This is a genomic window from Rubripirellula obstinata, assembly GCF_001642955.1.
GTDB classification, from domain to species: Bacteria; Planctomycetota; Planctomycetia; order Pirellulales; family Pirellulaceae; genus Rubripirellula; species Rubripirellula obstinata.
The window spans coordinates 45,758-68,635 of the sequence record NZ_LWSK01000018.1 but is presented as its reverse complement, the minus strand read 5'-3'; the positions used below and the strand labels follow the sequence as shown (position 1 = coordinate 68,635).

Genomic DNA, 22,878 nt, shown 5'->3' with positions numbered 1-22,878 from the left:
TAGCGAGTTACGGCAATGTGCGCAACGCCGTAACTCGCTATGGCTCGCTACGGCCTACTTTCAAGGGCGTGACAAGTTGACAGCGACACATTTTCATCAGGCCAGGCCGGTCCTCACCGGCCGATTGCATTTTGGTTGGCCGGTAGGAACCGAACCTGCAATTTTAGTTGCCGCCGCCGGGGAAACCTGGCATTTGCAACTGAGGACCGCCTTGCATTGGGTTGCCTGCTGGTTGTTCCTTCTCGGCTTCCTGTTTCAGCAATTCTTCTTGGCTGATTCTTAGTTGCGTGTAAGTCGTTTCCGGAATCACGTAGTACCAATCGGCAAAGCGTGCATTCAAGTCATTGACCTTCTTTTCGGCCTCGGCCAATTGGTCCTTGCGAGCGTCCAACAACCGCTGATTCGACTTAGTGATTTTCTCCTGCGCCGCTTCAAGCAGTTCTTGCCGCTCCTCGTCGGTTAAACCAGATTCCGCTGGGATTTCTTCGTCAGCCTTCGCTTCTTCAGCATCAGCCTCCACTTCCTCAACCGCCGGTGCATCTTCGTCAACGTCCCCGGACTGAGCCTGGCCGCTGCCGGTTGCTTCGCCTTCGCCCGATGCTTCGGTTTCACCTTCCGTTACGTCTTCGGCTGGCGACTCCTCTGAAACTTCTTTGGAAACTTCCTTGGAAGCCTCCGCCTGTGCGGGCTCTTCGGAAGTCATCTCTGCACCAGCTTCCGTGGCCTCCTCCGTCTCTTCTTCCCCAGTCGCCTCTTCCCCAGTCGCTTCGTCAGCTTCAGCTTCCACTTCTTCCACCGGTTCAGTTTCGACTGCTTCCTGTTCTTCTTCCGGCGGAGCCATCAACGCATCCATTTCTTCCAGCGTCTGTGGAACCGACTGCAATTCGGGTGCGGGGAATTTCGATTGGTCAACCATCGTGGTGACAAACAGATAACGATTGACGCCCGTGTCGTCCGCTTCATCTCCGTCGCCCCCATCACCGCCATCGCTGACACCGGCGATGTTCCCGAAACGAAGCAGGTACTTAACGCCAGCGTCTAGCGAAACACTCAATTCACCATTGGCTGACAAAATTTCAGCTTGCCCGTCTGGACCGACATCAATCGGGTAGAAACCTCGTTGAGCCAGCGAAGTGATCGCTTCTTGGTCGGACAGCAAATCTTTGCTCGCCTTCAGCGTTTCACTGACGCCTTCGGGCTTACGAAACACGCCAACGATCTTCAAATCGTCCAACGCATTCTTCATCTCGTTTAACTTGGTTTTGTTCAGCGGTTCATCACCGGACAATTCACGATCAACGGGTTCTTTGCGAGGATCCTTTTCATCGTACTCAGACAGTTTCGCAAGTTTCCAGTCGTTGTTTTCTTGATCAACAACAGCGGTATAACGACGGTTTAGCGAGATCCCGCGCTGACCAAGCGACGCGGTGTAGTCCTTGATTTCAACCTGATCGATATCAATGCTGCTCAGTTGCAACAGGTCGTCTTCGATCCAATCGGTGAAATTGGTCGTCAACGACGAATCATCGAACTTGACCACATAAACCGGGTCTTGGTTTGGAATCCGCACGTAACGCTTTGACTCGTCCTCTTTGACCGCGTCGCCGATGATCATCGACGCCAGCGTGTCTTGTTTTTCATTCTTAAACGTCACCAACCGACCGACGCCCTCGTCGCCCACTTCCAAGGTTTCCATCTTTGGCTCAACAACGCCAAGGTCATCGTGGTCTTCCGCGTTGGTCGTTTGCACGTCCAAAATTTTGACGTCCACCAACGCGTTCGCGGCGACCTTCATTTGTTCGATCGCATCGGCGGGATAGCCGTCGCGTGACGGGATGGTCCACAGTTCGGTTTCGCGATCTTTGCGAACCTCAAACGTATCCAGCTTTCCTTGTTCTTCGTCAAAGGTGACGATCTTCATGCTGGCGGCGGCAAGCGGATCCTTGAACTCAGCAAACAACATTTTGCCAGCTTGCTCATCCGTAGGTTTGGTCGCACTGGGCCAAGCAACAAACGTAGCTAAACCCGCCACAACGGCAGCGACACCGCAAAACGTAAGAGTCTTTGTAGCTTCAGACATGGGAAAGTAGGGGTTAGGTTTTAGGGATTAGTTTTTAAGAAAACGAATTGGCCACGTTGACTTGGGGCAAAGGTTGGGACGAGGTTTCTTAAGAGTTTTGATTTCCTAAAACCTAATCCCTCAGACCTAATCCCTATTTAAGTCGCGACTTGCTGATGTTTTCGCGTTCACGCAATCGTCTAGCTGCGAAGACGATCACGCCGACGACCAGCGGTGGAATGCACGGCAGCACGACGGCGGCGGCTTTGACCTGGTTTTGAATCTTCGTCACGCGGTCATCGGCTTCACGTTGGATGTCGCGGATGTTCAATTCGCGATCTCGTTCCAGCTTGGTTCGTTTGACGTCCAGCTTGCGTTGTTCCAGTTCTTGCTGAGTTTGAAAACGCTGTAGCTTGGCTTGCAATTCAGCGCGAGAAACCGCACCATCGCCACTCTTCTTTTGCAGCTTTTCGATCTCTTCTTGCAAATCCTTCATCCGAGTCTGCATGGATTCCTGAGCTTCACGAATCGCTCCGTCGTAGTCGCCCTGGAATTCGGTGCTTCGGTCACGAACGTTCTTCTGAGCTTCATCGCGAACGGAATCAATCAATCGCAGGCTAGTGAAAATCGGCTCGTGCTTTCGTACTTCGATGAAATCGAATTCTTTGGTCAACCAATCGATGCAGTTAAGAACGAAAGTCACGTTTTGGAACTGGAACTTGATGTCGGCGACCGTGTCGGGGTCGGCGCGAATCATCAGGAACTCGGGCAACATCAAGTCGGTGTCGGAAACGTAGACGGCGCGAATGCCGGGTGTGCTGACAGTCTTTTCATCTGCTGATTCGGAATCTTCCGCATCCGAGGTCGATTCTTCAACGATGTCGTCACCTTCGACGGTAACGGCGATCGGGACGTTGGCACGCAAGGAAGCGTCTTCGCGTTCAATCGTGCTTTGTCCTTGCATGATCGCACGCATCTTGTCGCCACCGACCAAACCCGATGGATCGCCGGTGCGAAGGATTTCGGTGTGCGTTAGCTTGCTGTCGGCTCGCGGAATGACCGCACCGGCGACGATCGACAGCACTTGATTCATGCCTGACGTGATCGGACTATCCTCGCTGAGAGCTTGACCGGGCATCGATCCTGGTGCCTCTTCATCGATGAACAACCACAGCGGGTTCGATTGATCTTCGAGAGCCGGATAGGGATTGTAGGGCTGCCAAACCACGTCGGGATTGTACATGCCTTGCATGCCTGCTTTGCCGGGCACTTCCACCTCCAGCAGTTCCCACAATTGGCGAATGTCGCCCTTGGGTGCCGGACCGCCACCGCCGCCAAACATACCGCCGGGCGATTGTTTGGGTTGACCCGTCGCCGTGATGTAGCTCATTCCGACCGGTGCGGGATCTTCAAAAATCGCGACAGGAACACCGCTGCGAACGGCGTCTAGCAATCGCTCGAACTGCGGCGGAGCCAGCGACGATGGCTGCACGACCAACAATGCCGCATAAACATCGGCCGACACTGGACTGTTCAGGTCCACTTCTTCGACTTCGTACTGTTTGGACAATTCATCCATCAACAAGTGACGTGGCACCTGTTGCATCGACATGCCTGACATCACGGTGCCACCGAGTAACCGTGCGTCGGTCGCAGCAACACCGATGCGCTTCTTTGCACCGGAGGCAACGGTATCGATCGATCGCACCAATTCGTATTCAACCGGAATCCCGTACTCGAAGATCGGAACGGTGACGTTTTCGAGGCCCGACTTGAACGCGGCACCCAGGATCAATTGCTTTTGCGTTTGAGCGCCCTGTTCGCGAACGGTTCGAGTGACCGGTTCGATCCCGAACCGCTCTTCGGCAAGCGCCGCTTCGTCGCTGAACAGTTCGATGTCTTCGTACAAGTTCACTTGCAATTCACGTCCTTTCGCGGACGCTTCGCTGCGGAACTCTTTCAACAAGTTGACCAGTTCGTAACGAGTCTTTGCGTAGGCTTCGGGAATGTCTTTGCTGATGAAAGCGTCGATCACAACCTTGCGATCGCTTTCCAGATTTTGGATCAGTTTCTTGGTCGCTGGCGACAGCGAGCTGACTTTGCCCTCGGTAAAGTCAACGCGAACAACGTCTTTGTTTCGCAGGAACACGACCGCACCGCCGGTAATCACGACCAACGCCAAAACGCGGGCAATGTAATGCCACGCCATCGTGTTGCCGTCTTTGCCGCCGGTCCAGTGACGGCGGCCGATCAGGACCATGCAGGCGTACAAACCAATCGCGGCAACCAAGACAAAGTAAAACACCGACGACGTGCTGATCACGCCGCGACCAAAATCGTCGAACGGACGAGCGATCCCGCTTTCGCCGATCAGTGCCGCAATTTTCTGCGATGGACTGACCGATTTGATCAGCGACGCAAACGCCAGCGGTGCGTTAAACAGGGCTCCTAAAACGAACCCGACCGTCAAGTTGCCCGTCAAGAACGACGCCACCATCCCGATCGCGATCATTGCCAAGCCGACGAAGTAATAACCCAGGTAACTGGTGAAAATCAGTCCAGTATCGAGTTGTCCTTCGGTCAGAATCGCCAGCGTGACGAAGGTACTGATTTGGCTGAACAGCAACGACGCGGTGAAAATCGCCGCGGCCGACATGTACTTGCCGATCACGATGTCAAAGTCGTCCGCCGGCAAAGTCAGCAGCAATTCGTCCGTGCCCTGGCGTTTTTCTTCCGCCCAGATGCTCATCGTGATCGCTGGAATGAATACCAACATGATCAGCGGGAACCAACCGTTTAGCTGATCCAACGTCGCCAAGTTTTGCGTAAAGAACTCGTAGGGCCAGAACGCGGCGACCGAGGTCAGGAATACAAAGATACACAGGAACACGTAACCGGTCGGGTTGCTGAAGTAACCGACAAAGTTCCGCTTCATGACCGCGAATGCGGCTTTCTTGGTTCCCGAAAGCAACGCGACGATTGTAAACAGCACCAGCAAGAAGATCAGGTCATAGATCAACAGGCTTGCAAGAGCGGTGGTGACGTTCGAGGTGACGTTATTCGTCATGATGAGTCGAATGTAGGTTTAGTTGTGAATGTGAATTTGAAAACGTTGTGTAAGCTTGCGACTTAGTTTTTTCTAAAGTCGCCTTTCGCTCCGCGAAAGTGTGCTCTGACGTACTTTCGCGGAGCGAAAGGCGACAATCATTCTTGTACGAATCTAAACCGTCGCGCCGGCGGTCAACTTGTGGAACGCTTCGTCAAGATCGCCATTGCCAATGTTGCGAAGATCCTCGACATTGCCGTCATACACCACGCGGCCTTCGTTGATCATCACCACGCGATCGGCCATCGCTTCGACTTCTTGCAGGATGTGCGTGCTGAGCAAAATCGTCTTCGTTTCGCTCAACCGTTTCATCGTTTTGCGAACACCACGAATCTGATTCGGATCCAAACCTGCGGTGGGTTCGTCCAGGATCAAAACATCGGGTTCATGCAACAGAGCTTGTGACATGCCGACCCGCTGCTTGAAACCTTTCGACAGCTTGCTGGTCGCCTTGTACATCACGCTGCTGAGGTCACAGATCTCGATCACTTTCTCGATCTGATCCTTCTTTTGTGCTTTGGACATCCCGCGAGCATCGGCGAAAAACTCCAGCATCGAATAGGGCGTCATTTCGGGATACAGCGGCCCGTTTTCTGGCAAGTATCCCAGGTGCCGCGACCCTTCGATGCGGTCTTCCATCATGTTGTGACCGGCGATGCGTCCGAAACCTTCGCTGGGGGCGATGTATCCAGTCAACATCTTCATGGTCGTGCTCTTGCCAGCACCGTTGGGGCCAAGAAAAGCCACCAATTCGCCTTCCGAGACGGAAAAACTGACGTCACGAGCCGCCGCAAACGGCCCGTAAAACTTGCTCAAACCCACCGCCTCGATCATCGGCCGAGCGGTTGCGGTGCCAGTATCCTGGGACTCCGTTGAATCTGCCATGCGTTGCTTTGTCACTGAAAGTGATGAGTGGGGATTAAAAAGAGTGGGAATTGCGTCGGGCGCGACACTATAGCGTCTGACGGGATCGATACGAGGCCATCCACCACGCGGTTCGCCCAGCGATTATTGATTTTCTCGCCCAACGCGACTTAACTCGCCCCGGTCTTGAATTGGTCTCGGAATGGATTTTGCAAGACCTAACGCACTTGCAGCCGTGCGAAGAAACCAATGGGGCCTGATTTGTTGACGGTTGCATTGCAAATCAGGCTGTCCAAATTGCGAATGCAGTATTGCGACCTCAAATCATTTTTTGGCGCTCGAGCCAATTGATCGCGTCGTCGATCGATTCGCTTGGGTCGCGGGATCGGTAACCGAGTTCTTCTTTGGCTCGTGAATTGTCGTACCAGTGGAATTGGCTACTCATTCGCACCGCGGCACTGTTTAGATCGCCTTCGTTTTTTGAAAGCTTCGACATCACATCGCCAGCGACTCGTCCGATCCAACGTTGGGCCGGACCAGCGGGCATGATCGGGCCTCTGACGCCGCATCGACGCGTGATCTCTTTCCAGAGTTCATAGTAGGTCCAATTCTCGCCCGCCAAAATGTATTGACGACCGCTGGACGGAATGCTGTTTTCGAGCATTCGCTGCATCGCTGCGATCGTGCCTGATGCCACATCACGGCTGTCGCAAATTGACGCGCCACCCGACGGAGCGATCGGACGCCAAGCCTTCACAACTTCGACAATCATCCGACCGCTGCTGGGTTTCCAATCCCAAGGCCCCAGCATGAATCCTGGGTGAACAATCACCGACCGAAGTTTGCGATCGACGCCCGCAAGCACCTCTTCGACGCCCGCTCGTTTACTGACGATATAACTGCACGGGATCTTTCCACCGTTTCGATCGAGTTCGGTCGTTTCATCAGCCACTTCACCTCGCGAACCAACCGCCAACGTGTCCACCGTTCCAATGTGAACCAACGGAACGTCATGCTTGCAGCAAGCGTCCACGACCATTCGCGTGCCATCGCGATTAACAGCCATCGATTCCTCCAGCCGCTTCCAACCCAAATGGATCAACCCGGCTGAGTGGATCACAGCGTCGCAACCTTGCACGGCAGCGAACACGGCTTCTTTGTCAGCCAAATCGCCCTTCGCAAATTCAGTTTCGATCCCGTCGAACACGGCTGGATCCGGATCGCCCCGGACCAGGGCGATTAAGTCGTGGCCTTGCTGAGTCAATTGACGCAGGATCGTGTTGCCGAGCAAGCCGGTTCCTCCGGTCACAAAAATTCGCATCGTCGGGTAGGCTCACTTCCACGAGGGTTGGGGCAAGTCGGCTTGGAGTCTTTTGCTATCGCTATTGTCTACCGAAGCGGAGCCGATGACAATCGCTGGTACTTCCTACCCAAAATACTTCGATGCAACGAATGAAATTTCGCGGATTCCATCTGCATCACAACAACGCGGCGGCGGCTGAGTCGATGATTCGCCAGATCGATGAGTTCCCGTCGTTTTTTACGCCACCTGAATTGACGCCGTCACGCGAGCGTCCGTTGATCATTGATTGCGGATCAAATATCGGCGTTACGGTGCTGGAGTGGAAGTTCCGCTGGCCGATGTCTGAAATCATCTGTTTTGAACCCGATCCCGTTGCGTTCAAAATGCTGGACAAGAATATCGAGGCCAACGACATTCCAGGGATACGCTGCATCAATAAAGCGGTGCTGGACCACAACGAAGATGCTGAATTCTTTGGCGACCTTTCGCCCGGCGGTGACGCTCGGGGCAATTCAGTTGATCCGGCTTGGGCAAAACGAGACGGCAGCACGTCCACGATTGTCCAGTCAACAAGACTGACGCCCTACATCGCCGATCGAGATGTCGCGTTTCTAAAACTGGATATCGAAGGTGCCGAACAGCGCGTCATCACTGACATTCAACCTCACCTTGATCGTATCGCGGCGATCTACATCGAGGTGCATGAAACCGACGACAGCGTCATGCGAAACTCGGCAGCCGAAATCGAATCAATCGTGACGGAAGCGGGCTTCAAGGTCGAACACGAACAGCGCGATGGCGAGCGATCACTGCCACGACATTTGGATCAATGGCAAGCCAGAGTTGGTGCCACGCAGACTCAGCTTTTGTGTTGGCGATAGTGTCAGGATGCAGGGCCAACCCAACGGCAAACCTACCCCGCTAACGGCACGGACTTAGAACGAAATACATTCCGTTGTACATCTATCTCTGCGATGCCGTAAATGCAGGCCTCTGGCCTTTACAAACGACCACGCCACGCCACAATCCACATGCACAAATCAGGGTAACCATGCAATGCACCGGATCTGTGCCGATACGGCACGCCGGGCGAATTCGCACACCTAAACCGCACGCTAGGACTTCATTATGAAACCCGTCAAGTCGCTCAACCACATTGGAATCGCTGTTCGATCGCTCGACGACCAGCAAGCGTTTTACGCCCAAACATTAGGGGCTGAATTCGAGGGTGTCGAAGATGTCCCTAGCCAGAAAGTGAAGGTCGCTTTTTACAAGCTGAACGACGTTAGGTTGGAACTACTGGAGCCAACGGACCCCGAAAGCCCGATTGCCAAGTTCATTGAAAAGCGCGGCGAAGGTCTTCATCACATGGCATTCACGGTCGACAGTTTGCAGGATCGAATTGATGAACTGAAGAGCGAAGGTTTGCGGATGATCGACGAGACGCCGCGACCGGGGGCACACCATATGCAGATAGCGTTCATTCATCCCAAGAGCAGCGGCGGCGTCCTGACGGAACTGTGCCAACCACCTGAATAAAAAGTTGTCGTCCTGGATTTTAGTTGTACAACTTTCTTCTCCGGCCGCCCCATTCTAAACCAACCCGCCCACCACAAGAACGATCAATGACTGAGACCTCTTTCAAGATTGCGGATGACTTTCCACCTGTCGATTATCAAACTTGGCGTGAATCGGCCGAGAGCGCCCTCGGCGGAGTGCCGTTTGAACGCAAACTGGTTTCTCACACCTACGAAGGCATCGACATCCAGCCGGTCTACACGCTGGCTGACAAACTCGCCGGAGAAAACCCGACCGGCTTTCCCGGTTCAGCCCCGTTTGTTCGCGGTTCACGACCGCTTGGGCATGTGTTGAGCGGCGTTGATTTGCGTCAAGAGAATTCGCATCCGGATTTAAAGATTTGCAACGAAGCGATCTTGGCGGATTTGCAGGGCGGTGTGACTTCGTTGCAACTGCAATTCGATCGGGCAACTCGAGTCGGTTATGACCTGACCGATTCGGATGCAACCGCGCTGGTCGGCGACGATGGCATGATGGCTTACAGCCTCAGCGATTTTGAAACCGCACTCGAAGGCGTTCAATTGGAACTCGTCGATTTGGCCCTGGACGCAGGCGGATCGTTCATTCCCGCCGCAGCGACTCTTGCGGCCCTGTGGAAAGAGAAAAAGGTCACGTCCGACAAGGCACGCGGAGCCTTCAATGCCGACCCGCTGAAAACGCTGGCCGCCGAAGGCCAATTGCCGGTCGATGCTGAAACCGCGATCGCCGATATGGCAAACTTGGCGGCGTGGACCGCGGGGAACCTGCCCAAAGTCACCGCGGTGGGTGTCGATACATCGGTCTATCACGATTCGGGTGCAACGGCGGCCGAAGACATCGCGTTTTCGATGGCAACGGCTCTGCAATACTTGCGAGCGATGACGGACGCGGGCATGTCGATCGACGACGCTGCCAAACAGATTCTGTTTCGATTCAGCCTCGGCACGCACCACTTTTTGGCGATCGCAAAACTGCGAGCCGCACGGCAATTGTGGTCGCGGATCCTGGAAGCCAGCGGTTCGTCGGCGGTCGGAATGAAGATTCACGCTCGCACCGGCAACCGAGTGATGACCCAGCGTGACCCGTACGTCAACTTGCTGCGAAACTCGGTCGCGGTGTTCGCAGCCTTAACCGGCGGAGTCGATGCGATCACGTCGTTGCCGTTTGATCACGCCGCGGGATTACCGAATGATTTCAGTCGCCGCATCGCACGAAACACTGTGCTGATTTTGCAAGAAGAATCACACCTGCATCGCGTCATGGACCCGGCTGGCGGCAGTTGGTTCTTGGAAAACCTGACCAGCGAAATGTCCGAGAAGGCTTGGGCCGTGTTCCAAGAAGTCGAAGCCCAAGGCGGGATGCTGCCGGCACTGAAATCGAACTTCATCGCCGACAAGATTGATTCCGCTTACGCACCCCGAGCGAAAGATATTGCTCGCCGCAAAGAAGGCATCACCGGCGTCAGCGAGTTTCCAAACTTGCAAGAAGAAAGCGTCCAGCATCCGCCGCCGGACATTAAGTCGCTCAAAACAGCCGCTGTCGCTCGACACAACGTATCCGCAAACGAAGATTCAGCTCCAGAAGCACCGCCAGCGATTCAGCGTGGTGCTGAGATGATGTCGGCTTGCATCACAATGTCGCAAGGCGGCGCGACGTTGGGCATGATTGGCAAGGCGATCGGGTTTGAACCGGGCAAGGTCACGATTAATCCAATCGAAGCTCACGCGTTCGCTCAACCGTTCGAGGAACTTCGCGACGCCAGTGACGCTTGGATGGAAAAGCATGGCAAGCGGCCACAGATTTTCTCTGCCAACGTCGGCCCCGTCGCTCATTTCAACGCTCGTGCCGGCTACGCCAAAAACTTCTTTGAAGCGGGCGGTTTCGAGGTGCCTGAGAACGGCGGATTCCCTGACGCCGATTCAGTCGCTGCCGCGTTCAAGGAATCCGGTTTGGAAGTCGCGGTGATTTGTTCGTCCGACAAACTGTACGCCGATCAAGCGGCGGCCGTCGCATCGGCGTTGAAGGCAAATGGAGCGAAAACCGTGATCTTGGCCGGGCATCCGGGCAAGAACGAAGAGGACTGGCGTGCCGCGGGCGTTGACGAGTTTATCTACATCAAGTGCGACGTGCTGGGCACGCTTCGCAAACTTTTGCGAGACCAGGAGGTGCTGGCATCATGAGTACGATTCCTAACTTTACCGACATTCCCCTTCAATCCTCGGCTTCCGAAGCGTCCAAACGATCCGATTGGAGCGCTTCGATCGGCGGCGACCCTGGCAGGCTGCGTTGGACAACTTCTGAACAGATTCCCATCGAAGGACTCTACACCTCCGAAGATCTCAAGGACGTCGATCACCTGGAAACGATGCCAGGATTCGCACCGTTTTTGCGAGGCCCCTACACGACAATGTACGTCATGCGTCCGTGGACCGTGCGTCAGTATGCTGGGTTTTCGACCGCCAAAGAATCCAACGCGTTCTACCGACGCAACCTGGCCGCTGGCCAAAAAGGTTTGTCGATCGCGTTCGATCTGGCGACCCACCGCGGCTACGACAGCGACCATGAACGCGTCGCTGGCGATGTCGGCATGGCGGGCGTTGCGATCGACAGTATCTATGACATGCGAACGCTGTTTGACGGAATCCCGCTGGACAAGATGAGCGTGTCGATGACCATGAACGGCGCTGTCTTGCCAGTGATGGCGTTGTACATTGTCGCCGCAGAGGAACAGGGCGTTGCACCGGAGCTGCTTTCGGGAACGATTCAGAATGACATTCTGAAGGAGTTCATGGTTCGCAACACGTACATCTATCCACCGGAACCGAGCATTCGCATCATCGCGGACATCTTCGATTACACCAGTCGATTGATGCCTCGTTTCAACAGCATCAGCATCAGCGGCTATCACATGCAGGAAGCTGGCGCGACCGCTGACCTGGAACTGGCCTACACGCTGGCTGATGGTCTGGAATATGTCCGCACCGGCGTCAAGGCTGGCATGGATGTGGATTCATTCTGCCCACGGCTGTCGTTTTTCTGGGGCATCGGCATGAACTACTTCATGGAAGTAGCAAAAATGCGTGCCGCCCGAATGATCTGGGCCAAGCTGATTAAACAGTTTGATCCCAAGCAACCCAAGAGTCTGTCGCTGCGAACTCACAGCCAAACCAGTGGATGGAGTTTGGTGGCGCAGGACGTTTACAACAACGTCGTCCGCACGTGCGTCGAAGCGATGGCCGCCACGCACGGGCACACGCAATCGTTGCACACCAACGCATTGGACGAAGCGATCGCGTTGCCGACCGATTTCTCCGCACGGATCGCTCGGAACACGCAACTGTTCCTGCAACAAGAAACCGACACCTGCAGCGTCGTTGATGCCTGGGGCGGCAGTTACTTCGTTGAAAAGCTGACCCACGATCTGGCTCAACGTGCCTGGGAACACCTTGCCGAAGTAGAAGAAGCAGGTGGGATGACTGCGGCGATTCAGGCCGGGATTCCAAAGATGCGGATCGAAGAAGCGGCCGCACGAACGCAGGCACGAATCGATTCGGGCTTCCAGCCAGTGATCGGTATGAATAAGTATCGATTGGCGAAAGAGGATGACCTGAAGGTTCACTCGGTGGACAACACCGCCGTGCGACAAGCTCAGATCGATAGCTTAAAACGACTTCGCGAAGATCGTGATCAAGGCGAAGTCGATACAGCGTTGGCGGCTCTGAAATCGGCTGCCGATTCCGGCAAAGGCAACTTGCTAGAACTCGCCGTTGTAGCCGCGCGTGCGAAGGCAACCGTCGGTGAAATGAGCACGGCGTTGGAAGACGTCTACGGCCGGTACGAAGCACCGGTGTCAGCCGTGCGAGGTGTCTACGCGAGTGAATCGAAAGGAAACAATGCCTTGGAAACGGTTCAGCGCCTTGTCGAAGCGTTCGAGAAAGAAGAAGGTCGTCGGCCTCGGATTCTGGTCGCGAAAATGGGACAAGATGGACACGATCGCGGACAGAAAGTGATCGCGTCAGCGTTCGCGGATCTCGGTTTCGACGTTGACATTGGCTCGTTGTTCCGAACGCCCGCCGAAACGGCTAAACAGGCCGTCGAAAATGATGTTCACATCGTCGGCGTCAGCTCGCTGGCCGCCGGTCACTTGACGTTGGTGCCAGAGCTTCGGGATGAACTATCAAAACTTGGCCGCGACGACATCATGATCGTGGCTGGCGGAGTGATTCCGCCACAGGATTACCAAGCCTTGTACGATGCCGGTGCCGCAGCGGTCTTCGGTCCCGGAACCGTCATCAGTGATGCAGCCGTTTCGTTGATTCGCAAGCTGTCCGATCAGTTGGAACTTGCCATCGAAGCAGGATCATGACGGACGACCAACCGGGCGACTCGCCGGCGGGTTTACCGCAGGAACCCAAGATCGTTTCTCGCCGCAAAGTGCTGACCGCTGACGATTACTATCAAGGCGTCGTCGAGGGCGACTTGGCGATGCTGGCGCGAGCGTTCACGTTGGTTGAATCCAGTGCGGCGCGTCACCAACTGATCGCGGAAGAATTGCTGATCCGTTTGATGCCGCACAGCGGTCGCGGAATTCGCGTCGGGATCACCGGTGCGCCAGGTGCCGGAAAAAGCACGTTCATTGAAGCACTCGGGTTGGCTCTGGTGCATCAATACGGTTTGCGAGTCGCCGTGTTGGCGGTTGATCCGTCCAGCGGCGTGACCGGCGGCAGCATCCTGGGCGACAAAACACGCATGGGTCGTTTGGCGGCGGAACAGAAAGCGTTCATTCGCCCATCGCCTTCCGCGGGAACGCTGGGCGGCGTCGCGAATAAAACTCGCGAGTGCATGTTGGTTGCCGAGGCATCCGGGTTCGATGTCGTCTTGGTGGAAACGGTGGGCGTGGGCCAATCGGAAACCATGGTCGCAGAAATGACGGACTGCTTTTTAGGCTTGATGCTTCCCGGTGCTGGCGATGAACTGCAAGGCATTAAGCGAGGCCTGCTGGAATTGCTTGATGTGATCGCGGTCAACAAAGCCGATGGAAAGAACAAGGAAGCCGCAGAACTAGCAGCCCGCCAATATCACAACGCGCTAGATTCACTGGCCGGTCGCCAATCGGGACGAACGCCGGCGATCTTGACGTGTAGCGCGCTTACAAAAACCGGCATCGAAGCAGTTTGGGATGCGATCGAAGCGAGATGCAAGAACCGTCGGCAATCCGGCGAATTTGATCGCCGACGTCAGCAACAAAACTTGCGATGGTTGTGGGCGATCGTCGAAGAACAATTACGACTAACCCTGCACACTCACCCCGGCGTCCAAGAAATCTGCAATGATATTGAAGCGCAAGTCCTAGCTGGCACCATGCCACCCGCAGCGGGCGCACGGCGTTTGATGGACGTCATTTTCCCAGCAAAGTAATCTTCGTAGGCCGGAACAAGCGGTTCTTGATAGTCGCCTTTCGCTCCGCGAAAGTAGCGAATCCGCTGCTTTCGCGGAGCGAAAGGCGACTATGATTACTGGTTCGTTCCCTACTTCAATACCAACAATAACAAATCATGAGCATCGTCAAATCGGTTCGCGGCTTCACGCCACAGTTTGGTGACAATTGTTTTCTAGCCGATAACGCTGTCGTCGTTGGCGATGTCGTGATGGGGAACGATTGTTCGGTTTGGTTCAACACGACGTTGCGAGGAGATGTGAATTCGATTCGCATCGGCAACAAAGTCAACATTCAAGACGGCAGCGTTCTGCACACGCTGTATCAAAAGTCGGTGGTCGAAATCGCTGACAACGTTTCGATCGGACACAACGTTTGTGTCCACGGGGCACGGATTGACCAAAATTGTTTGATCGGAATTGGTAGCGTGATTCTGGATCACGTCCACGTTGGCGAAGGATCGATCGTCGGCGCAGGATCGGTCGTTTTGCAAGGAACGAAGATCGAACCAGGAAGCTTGTACGCCGGAACCCCAGCGAAACGAATCAAGGACGTTGATCCACAGCAAGCCAAAGAGATGATCGAAAAGATCGCCAACAATTACGTGATGTACGCAGGTTGGTTTAAGGACGAAGCGTAGAGCCGGTTCCCACCGGCCCTACCGGAATCGGCCCCACTTTTCAAGGACCGGCGGGAAAACTGGTAGCGAAAGTCGCCAAGACTTTCGGTTTGTCGAGTTGCCGAAACTCTTGGCGAGTTTCGCTACGCCACTTGTTGTTCCAGCGGTCTTAACCGAGCATGTCGCCGGTTTCGATTAGCCGCTGATGCAAATCGAAGCAGTGCTTTAAGTCATGTTGGATGTGACCGGGCTTTGATTCGGCGACGTACTTTCGCAAGTAATCGCGGTACATCGGATGAACGCAATTTTCGATAATCCGTTTCGCTCGTTCGCCGGGCGCGAGTCCTCGCAGGTCGGCCAGGCCCTGTTCGGTCACCAGCACATTGACGGTGTGTTCGTTGTGGTCAACGTGGCTGCACATTGGCACGATCGTAGAAATTTTCCCGCCCTTGGCGATCGATGGACAAACAAAAATCGACAAGTAAGAATTGCGGGCGAAGTCTCCACTTCCTCCGATACCGTTCATCACGTTCTGCCCCACCACGTGCGTGGAATTCACGTGACCATAAATATCAGCTTCCAATGCAGTGTTCAGCGCGATCACACCCAGTTGTCGAATGATCGCAGGGTTGTTGGAAATCTCCTGCGGTCGCAAAACAATTCGATCCTTATAGAAATCGATCTCGTCAGCGATCTCCTGCAAGTGTTCGGGCAATAACGTTAAACCACAGGAACTGGCACCAAGCATTCGTCCGCTGCGCAACAGCTTGAACGGACTCGGTTGCAAGACCTCGGTATACATATAGAAGTCCGGAATATCAGCACTTTCGCCGATTCCCTCGAACACCGCATTGGCGACGTTGCCCACACCGCTTTGCAGCGGCAAGAACTCGGTAGGAATTCGTCCCGCCTTCAATTCGTTTGCTAAGAAATCGACAACGTAGCCGGCAATTTTTTTGCTCAGTTCATCGGGAGCCGAGAAGCCGCCCATTTCATCGACCTGATCGGTTTCCACGATGCCGACGATCTTCTTGGGATCAACTTGTGCGAAGGTTTTGCCAATCCGTTGTAGCGGATGATCGAGGCTTAGCGCACACCGATTTGGTGGCGGCAACGGCAGCAGGATATCGGCCATATCACTGATCTGACGTGATTGTCCACGATTGAGTTCAATGATCACCTTGTCCGCTTGATTCAAGAACGTCGGCGAGGCACCGACCGATGTCGTTAGAAAGACCTTTCCGTCCTCGGTGACTTCGGTCGCTTCCACAACGGCAACATTGATCTTTCCAAAGTGACCGAACAAAACGGATTGCGGCAGGTGCGACAAGTGCATGTCAACAAAGTCGATTTTGCCGGTGTTAATTTTCTGTCGCAGCGCACGCGACGACTGATACGGAGCACGCCAGGAAACCGCATCCGCTTCCGCCAATCGGTCGTCCAGGCTTTCTCCGGTGGACGCACCTGTTAGGAGGCGAATGCTGAATTCCTGACCGGATTCGTGCAGCCGTTTTGCTCGTTCGGCAAGCGCCCGAGGAACCGCCTTCGCTGCACCGGCCGGCGTAAAACCACTGGTCGCGACGAGATCATCATTGGAAATAAACTCAGCAGCTTCTTCAGCCGTCAGTGTTGCAAAGCTCGAACTCATCCGTCTTTCCTTCAATGCGTTTTATGTGTGTGCGTATGCGGACACAGGCTTTGAGTAAGTGCACTTTCGCGCGCTTTCGCACCTGCATTGTTGTGCCACGTTTCTTATAGCAAATCAGTGGTGGATCTTACGGCATCTTTCAATGACGTACATGCCGTTACAGCACAATTCTTTGCCATGATGAAGAAAGTTTTTTACAACGCCGAAGTCTCCCATGACACGATTGGTTTGCATCGCTAAGCTACGAACTCCACAAGCGATCCCGTGGACACAGAAACTAGCACGACGAATCGACCACTGTTTATGACAATCAAAAAAGAACTCCTGACTCGGTTAGAAAAAGAACGCGAAGAATCACTGGCCGGTGGTGGTGAAAAACGCATTGCCAAGCACCATGCCAAAGGTGCCATGACGGCTCGCGAACGATTTGATGCGATGTTTGAACCGGGCACATTTCTAGAATGGGGCATGCACGTCCAGCACAACTGTCATGATTTTGGGATGCAGGACAAGAGTCTGCCCGGCGACGGTGTGGTGACGGGTGTTGGTCAAATCGGCGGTCGCCCTGTCGCGGGTTTTTCGCAGGATTTCACCGTCGGCGGTGGTGCGCTTGGACAACGTCATGCAAAGAAAATTTGCGACATGATGGACTACGCGGCTGATTGCGGTTTGCCGTTCGTCGCGATCAACGATTCGGGCGGAGCACGGATTCAGGAAGGCGTGGATTCGCTGTCCGGCTACGGCCAAGTTTTCTACCGAAACGTTCAATTGTCTGGCTTGGTGCCGCAAATCGCGGTCATCGCGGGCAGTTGTGCTGGTGGTGCAGCGTACTCACCGGCGCTGATGGACTTTCTGATCATGACGCGTGACAACGCCAGCATGTTCATCTGTGGTCCGGGGGTGATTAAAGCTGCCACCGGTGTGGAAACCACGATGGAAGAAATCGGCGGTGCGGCTGCCAATGCGATGATCAGCGGCAATGTTCACTTCGTCGCCGAGAACGATGCTCATGCATTGGAGTTGGTTCGAGAATTGTTGTCGTATCTGCCATCGAACAATCTGGACAACCCGCCACACCATCCGACTGAACACATTTCGATGCAAGCGGATCCGGCGATGAACGACATGGTTCCCGAGGAAGCTCGCGGAATGCTGGATATGATCCCGATCATCGAACGAATTTTTGACGACGGTAAGTTTCTTCAAGTTCACGAGCAGTTTGCCCCCAGCATTATGGTCGGGTTTGCTCGTTTGGATGGCGTGGTCGTCGGCGTGGTCGCGAACCAGCCAAAGGTCAAAGCGGGAACACTTGACATTGATGCATCCGATAAAGGCGCACGATTCATTCGTTTTTGCAATGCATTTAACATCCCTCTCGTAACGTTGGTTGATGTTCCAGGATTTTTGCCTGGCGTTCAGCAAGAACAGGGTGGAATCATTCGTCACGGCGCGAAGATGTTGTTTGCTTACAGTGCCGCGACCGTTCCGAAGATCACTTTGATTGTACGCAAGGCTTACGGCGGTGCTTACTTGGCGATGTGCAGTCGTGACGTGGGGGCGGATGCGGTCTACGCATGGCCAACCGCCGAGATTGCGGTCATGGGTGCCGAGGGAGCCGCCAACGTTTTGTATCGACGCGAAATCGAAGCTGCCGAAGACAGTGTTTCCAAACGCAACGAATTGGTTAACGAGTATCACGAACAATTTGCGTCGCCATACATGGCGGCTTCTCGCGGAATGATTACCGATGTGATCGAACCGTCGATGACTCGCGCCACGTTATCATTGGCACTTCGCAATACGTTACAGAAGAGCGAAACACGTCCACCTAAAAAGCACGGTTTGATCCCGCTGTAGTCAACAGGAACTATTATCAATGAAGAAGCTGAGAATCACCGTCGATGGGAAACCGTACGAGGTTACCGTTGAACGTTTGGATGACGACGGAAATGTCACGGCATCGACTGGGCCATCGACCGGAGCGATTCCGGGGCCAGCCCCTGCCGCGACGCAAGCGCCAGCGATGCAGGCACCGGTTAAGCATGCCGATGCGCCGCGTCCCGTTTTGCAGGGTGGTGCGATTTCTAGCCCGATGGCCGGAGTCGTTTTGTCGGTGGCGGTTACCGAAGGCCAAGGCGTGACCCGCGATCAAGTTCTTTTGACGTTGGAGGCGATGAAGATGGAAAACCAAATCATCGCGCCCGCCGACGCGACCGTAAAGACCATCAGCGTTAAGGCTGGTGATTCGGTCACCGAAGGACAACTGATGATGGAACTGGAATGATGTTTGGCGAAATCAGCCTCGAGCCGCTCTTTCACGAGTCCGGTATCCCGTTAGCCATCATGGGAATGTTGGTCGTCTTTGTGGCGCTCACTATTTTGGTGCTGGTCATTTCAGCGCTGCCGCGAGTGATTGCCTTTGCCGAGCGAAAACATTCGCAAGAGGAAACGACTCAATCGAGCGATGCCGCGAGCGTGTCGAAAGAAGCGGGTGGCGAGCCCGTGCCAAGTTTGCTCAATCACTCTCACACCGCATCGCCGCCCGTTGACTTTGCAGCAGCCAGTTCGGCAGCAGCCACTTCAGCAGCGGCCAGTTCGGTAGCGGGTGACGAGCTAACGCCTGAATTGATCGCGGTCATTGCTGCCGCTGCGGCTGAATACGAATTGGGGCCCGTGCGAGTCGTTCGGATGCGACCTCTAACACCTTCCGAACTCGCGTGGACACTCGAAGGCCGATTGCGACATCACGCATCGCACCGATTGCAACCTCGAAATCGTTAAAGAACTTAGCGGCCAACTTATATGAACACGTTTGAATTTTTGACGTCCAAACTGGACCAGCTCTACCACACGACTGCCTTTCCAAGTTTAGAAATTGGAAACGCGATTATGATTGTCGTGGGGCTAATTTTTGTCTACTTGGCGATCGCCAAGGACTACGAACCGCTGCTGTTGGTTCCGATTGGTTTTGGAATCGTTGTCGGCAACATTCCCGCCGTCGCCGGAATGCCGCTAAGCGTCTATGACGAAGGCAGCGTGCTGCGGTATCTGTACTTTGGGGTCGAAAGAGGCGTTTATCCGCCGCTGATCTTTTTAGGCATCGGTGCGATGACCGACTTTTCGACCATGCTTTCCAACCCGAAATTGATCCTGCTGGGCGCAGCGGCTCAGATCGGTGTTTTCGGAACGTTCCTGGGTGCTTTGGTTCTTGGATTTGATCCACACGAAGCCGGCGCGATTGGAATCATCGGCGGCGCTGACGGTCCGACCGCGATTTTCCTCTCGTCACGTTTGGCTCCGCAATTGCTCGGTGCGATCGCGATCGCGGCCTATTCCTACATGGCTTTGGTGCCCGTGATTCAGCCACCAATTATGAAGCTGTTGACGACCAAGAGCGAACGGGTGATTCGCATGAAGCCCTCGCGAACCGTTTCGACTCGCGAACGCATCCTGTTCCCGATCATTGGTTTCCTCGTTTGCACGATGCTTGCCCCCGGTGCGATCGTGCTGATCGGAATGCTGTTCTTTGGGAACCTGTTGAAGGAATGCACGGTGACTGATCGCCTTGCCGCAACTGCACGTGCCGCGATGATCGACGTCGTCACGATCCTGCTGGGTTTCTGCGTGGGTGCCAGCACCAGTGCCCCGTACTTTCTGAAGCAAGAATCAATCTTGATTTTCGTTCTTGGTGCGGTCGCGTTCTCGGTTGCAACCGCAAGCGGTGTGCTGTTCGCGAAGTTCATGAACTTGTTCCTCCGCGAAAAAATCAATCCACTGTTGGGTGCTGCCGGTGTTTCAGCGGTTCCCGATTCGGCGAGAGTCGTTCACATGGTGGGTCGCGAAGCGGATCCACAAAACTTCCTGCTGATGCACGCAATGGCTCCCAACGTTGCTGGCGTCATCGGTTCAGCGATCGCAGCAGGCGTGCTGTGGTCTCAGTTGGCAAATTAGCTTCAAACAATCAATTCAAACTCATCTCAAAGGAATCGACCGTGCCTCATCACACCTACAAGAAGATTGAAATTGTCGGTACATCAACCGTGTCGATGGAAGAAGCCGTCAACAACGCCGTCGCCCAAGCATCCGCGTCGGTACGTGGCCTAAGTTGGTTTGAAGTCGTGGAAACACGCGGCACGATCGCCGATGGATGCGTGTCTCACTGGCAAGTCACAGTAAAGATCGGCTTCACGATCGACTGAATCGGAGTGCCTATCGCGGCTTGCAGATTTGCCGATAGTTCGTTTAGCCGCGTGGGCATCGCCCCGCGCGTCCATGCGGGGCGAAACCCAACGCCGTGAAGAGTTTTGGTCCCGGCAAACACGGGTTAGTTCGTTTAACCGCGTGGGCATCGCCCCGCGCGTCGTGCTGGCCCGAACGCGCGGGGCGATGCCCACGCGGTTAAACAATTCAGAAACCCTTCACGGCGTCGCGCGATGCCCATAGCATTGGTCGCACAAGGGTGGCGTTTACCGAGAAGTGCTTCGCTTTCTTAAATTTAGTTAAAACGCGGCTCTTGGAAATCGTCTAAACTCTGGGCTCCAGAATTCGCTAACGGTGAGCGGGCATGACTGACCTCAACCAGGACAATCAAAACAACCTCCAAAGCAGTGGCGATCACGCTCGTCAATTGCTGGAACTCGAACTGCAGAAAATCCGCAGCCAAGCATCTGCTGCCCGCTTGGACGCAAGAGCCGCTGAAATTGAAATCGTCATCAAACGATTAAAAGAAGCTCGGTCGTCTGATGAAATTGCGACGCAAGAATTGGAAGACCAGCGTTTGCGAATCGATGCTCCGCCAGCCGCATCGCCGGCGAACTTATCGCCCCCGAACCAAACAAGCGATCAAGCCGACGGCTCATCGGATGATTTTGTTACATCCGTTCTAAAACCGCGGCATCGTTTTGCAAGCTGGAACGATCTGCGTTCTGCGCAGATCGCCGCCAATGACATTCAGCCCAGTGACATTCGGAACAGCGACATTCAGCCCAGCGTCGCCGTCGAAGCCTCAGTTGCCAGCACTGACCAAAACCCAATTCTACGTTTCGATGCACGGCACAAAGTCGCATCCAGTCATCATCTGCCGGTCGATCACAGCGAGACGAACGACGAAATCGATGATGAGGTCGATGATGAGGTCGTTGCAAATCCAGTCGATGACACGGAGTCGGATTCCGATCCAGCGGCGCGGGAATCTTCGTCACTTTTTACGACTGACGAAGAACCGCTGCCAACATTGGATCACGACAGCATTGTCTTTGCTGGCCAGCTCAGTGAGACTTGGAACACCGGTGAAGAACCGCCAACGAAAAAGCGTGGGAAATCAGCAGCAATGTTGGTCAGTGCAGTCGTTCACGTCGGCGCATTGTTCCTGTTAGCCGAAGTCGCCTTGCAGTTACACGAGCCCAAAGATCAAGTGGCACTCACCGCTTCTGCGTCTAGCGGCGAAGAAACTGCGATGCAAAGTTTTTCGATCGAGAGTTTTGACGAGCCTGAGCCTGAAACGGAAGTCACCGAACCGACGCCCACCGAAACCGAGTATGAAGTCAGCCCGATTGGCGAATTCAAAGCAGCCGATTTTTCCACCGACGCAATCGCTAGTCCTGTTTCGTCCATGGCCGCGGCCATGACCAGCCAAAGTGATCCTAGCGTGACGGCAACGATGCTGAAATCTGATTCCGTTTCCAAAATAAAGTTCTGCGGCGTCGAAGGCGGCGGCAACCACTTCGTCTATCTGGTCGACAGCAGCGGCAGCATGGGTGACGCCTTTGAATCGGCCCGCCGTGCCCTGCTTCAATCGATTGATCTTCTGACGCCCGACCAACGGTTCTATGTTGTCTTCTTTGATTCACAGCCCGATTTCATGCGTATCAGTAACCCCGGCATCGACGAGCCTCGCAGTGTCTACGCAACTGAAAAAAATAAAGCAGCACTGCGTCGGTGGGCGATGCGAATCAGCATGGATCGTGGAAAAGCACCTTATGATCCGCTAAAGTTTGCACTCGGCTTAAGAGCTGACGTGATCTTCCTGCTTTCCGACGGCGAGTTCCCCGAAGGAATTCCAAAACTCTTGAAAGAACAGAACCGAGTCGATAATTTGTTTGGCGAAACCAAGCCGATTAGTATCGTGCATACGATTGGCTACTTTAGCAAAGAAGGTGCCAACATCATGACTCGGATCGCCAAAGAAAATCGCGGCCAATACCGCCACGTGCCCAAGCCTTAAGGACAGTCTCTATTTCGCGTGATTAAACACACTCCTACATCTTTGACGGCGAAATCGGCACT

At 54.5% G+C, this 22,878-nt stretch carries 17 protein-coding genes; 12 read left to right on the top strand and 5 right to left on the bottom strand.

Features of this window, described 5'->3' with window-relative positions:
* Positions 1 to 163: 163 nt before the first annotated feature.
* The 4 genes from RC85_RS07720 to RC85_RS07705 all read right to left on the bottom strand — a co-directional run bounded on the left by RC85_RS07720 (position 164) and on the right by RC85_RS07705 (position 7,350).
* The gene (locus RC85_RS07720) at positions 164 to 2,080 is read right to left on the bottom strand and encodes a DUF4340 domain-containing protein (protein ID WP_068260739.1); all 1,917 of its coding nucleotides are present in this window, start codon (positions 2,078 to 2,080) and stop codon (positions 164 to 166) included.
* 133 nt (positions 2,081 to 2,213) lie between these two features.
* Positions 2,214 to 5,126, bottom strand: a complete 2,913-nt coding sequence (locus tag RC85_RS07715) for a Gldg family protein (protein WP_068260737.1) — start codon at positions 5,124 to 5,126, stop codon at positions 2,214 to 2,216.
* Between the two features lie 153 nt (positions 5,127 to 5,279).
* Complete coding sequence (locus tag RC85_RS07710; protein ID WP_068260735.1) at positions 5,280 to 6,050, bottom strand: ABC transporter ATP-binding protein; 771 nt, start codon at positions 6,048 to 6,050, stop codon at positions 5,280 to 5,282.
* A 298-nt stretch (positions 6,051 to 6,348) separates the two neighbouring features.
* Complete coding sequence (locus tag RC85_RS07705; RefSeq protein ID WP_068260732.1) at positions 6,349 to 7,350, bottom strand: NAD-dependent epimerase/dehydratase family protein; 1,002 nt, start codon at positions 7,348 to 7,350, stop codon at positions 6,349 to 6,351.
* Between the two features lie 122 nt (positions 7,351 to 7,472).
* Between RC85_RS07705 and RC85_RS07700 the strand changes: the two genes are divergently transcribed.
* The 6 genes from RC85_RS07700 to RC85_RS07675 all read left to right on the top strand — a co-directional run bounded on the left by RC85_RS07700 (position 7,473) and on the right by RC85_RS07675 (position 14,966).
* Positions 7,473 to 8,213 carry an FkbM family methyltransferase gene (locus RC85_RS07700; RefSeq protein ID WP_068260729.1) on the top strand — a complete coding sequence of 247 codons (741 nt, stop codon included), beginning with the start codon at positions 7,473 to 7,475 and terminating at the stop codon, positions 8,211 to 8,213.
* A gap of 247 nt (positions 8,214 to 8,460) precedes the next feature.
* Positions 8,461 to 8,871: a methylmalonyl-CoA epimerase gene (mce, locus tag RC85_RS07695; RefSeq protein WP_068260727.1), complete on the top strand. Its 411-nt coding sequence runs from the start codon at positions 8,461 to 8,463 to the stop codon at positions 8,869 to 8,871.
* An 86-nt stretch (positions 8,872 to 8,957) separates the two neighbouring features.
* Complete coding sequence (locus tag RC85_RS07690) at positions 8,958 to 11,069, top strand: methylmalonyl-CoA mutase family protein (RefSeq protein WP_068260724.1); 2,112 nt, start codon at positions 8,958 to 8,960, stop codon at positions 11,067 to 11,069.
* Positions 11,066 to 13,255, top strand: coding sequence for a methylmalonyl-CoA mutase (scpA, locus tag RC85_RS07685; RefSeq protein WP_068260721.1), 2,190 nt, complete (start codon positions 11,066 to 11,068; stop codon positions 13,253 to 13,255). The genes RC85_RS07690 and scpA overlap by 4 nt, the downstream gene beginning before the upstream one ends.
* The gene (gene meaB / locus RC85_RS07680) at positions 13,252 to 14,307 is read left to right on the top strand and encodes a methylmalonyl Co-A mutase-associated GTPase MeaB (protein WP_084422451.1); all 1,056 of its coding nucleotides are present in this window, start codon (positions 13,252 to 13,254) and stop codon (positions 14,305 to 14,307) included. The genes scpA and meaB overlap by 4 nt, the downstream gene beginning before the upstream one ends.
* A 137-nt stretch (positions 14,308 to 14,444) precedes the next feature.
* Positions 14,445 to 14,966: a gamma carbonic anhydrase family protein gene (locus RC85_RS07675; protein ID WP_068260718.1), complete on the top strand. Its 522-nt coding sequence runs from the start codon at positions 14,445 to 14,447 to the stop codon at positions 14,964 to 14,966.
* A gap of 148 nt (positions 14,967 to 15,114) precedes the next feature.
* Here RC85_RS07675 and RC85_RS07670 read toward each other — a convergent pair whose 3' ends face one another.
* Positions 15,115 to 16,593 carry a succinate CoA transferase gene (locus RC85_RS07670; protein WP_068260716.1) on the bottom strand — a complete coding sequence of 493 codons (1,479 nt, stop codon included), beginning with the start codon at positions 16,591 to 16,593 and terminating at the stop codon, positions 15,115 to 15,117.
* A gap of 303 nt (positions 16,594 to 16,896) precedes the next feature.
* Between RC85_RS07670 and RC85_RS07665 the strand changes: the two genes are divergently transcribed.
* The 6 genes from RC85_RS07665 to RC85_RS07640 all read left to right on the top strand — a co-directional run bounded on the left by RC85_RS07665 (position 16,897) and on the right by RC85_RS07640 (position 22,816).
* Entirely contained in the window at positions 16,897 to 18,450 is a 1,554-nt protein-coding gene (locus tag RC85_RS07665; RefSeq protein WP_068260714.1) for an acyl-CoA carboxylase subunit beta, read from the top strand.
* 19 nt (positions 18,451 to 18,469) lie between these two features.
* The gene (locus RC85_RS07660; RefSeq protein WP_068260713.1) at positions 18,470 to 18,877 is read left to right on the top strand and encodes a biotin/lipoyl-containing protein; all 408 of its coding nucleotides are present in this window, start codon (positions 18,470 to 18,472) and stop codon (positions 18,875 to 18,877) included.
* Positions 18,874 to 19,374, top strand: coding sequence for an OadG family protein (locus tag RC85_RS07655; RefSeq protein WP_068260712.1), 501 nt, complete (start codon positions 18,874 to 18,876; stop codon positions 19,372 to 19,374). Before RC85_RS07660 ends, RC85_RS07655 begins: the two co-directional genes overlap by 4 nt.
* A gap of 21 nt (positions 19,375 to 19,395) precedes the next feature.
* Positions 19,396 to 20,544: a sodium ion-translocating decarboxylase subunit beta gene (locus tag RC85_RS07650; protein WP_084422450.1), complete on the top strand. Its 1,149-nt coding sequence runs from the start codon at positions 19,396 to 19,398 to the stop codon at positions 20,542 to 20,544.
* A gap of 41 nt (positions 20,545 to 20,585) precedes the next feature.
* Positions 20,586 to 20,792, top strand: coding sequence for a dodecin (locus RC85_RS07645; protein ID WP_084422456.1), 207 nt, complete (start codon positions 20,586 to 20,588; stop codon positions 20,790 to 20,792).
* A 365-nt stretch (positions 20,793 to 21,157) separates the two neighbouring features.
* Positions 21,158 to 22,816, top strand: a complete 1,659-nt coding sequence (locus tag RC85_RS07640; protein WP_068260710.1) for a vWA domain-containing protein — start codon at positions 21,158 to 21,160, stop codon at positions 22,814 to 22,816.
* Positions 22,817 to 22,878 lie beyond the last annotated feature (62 nt).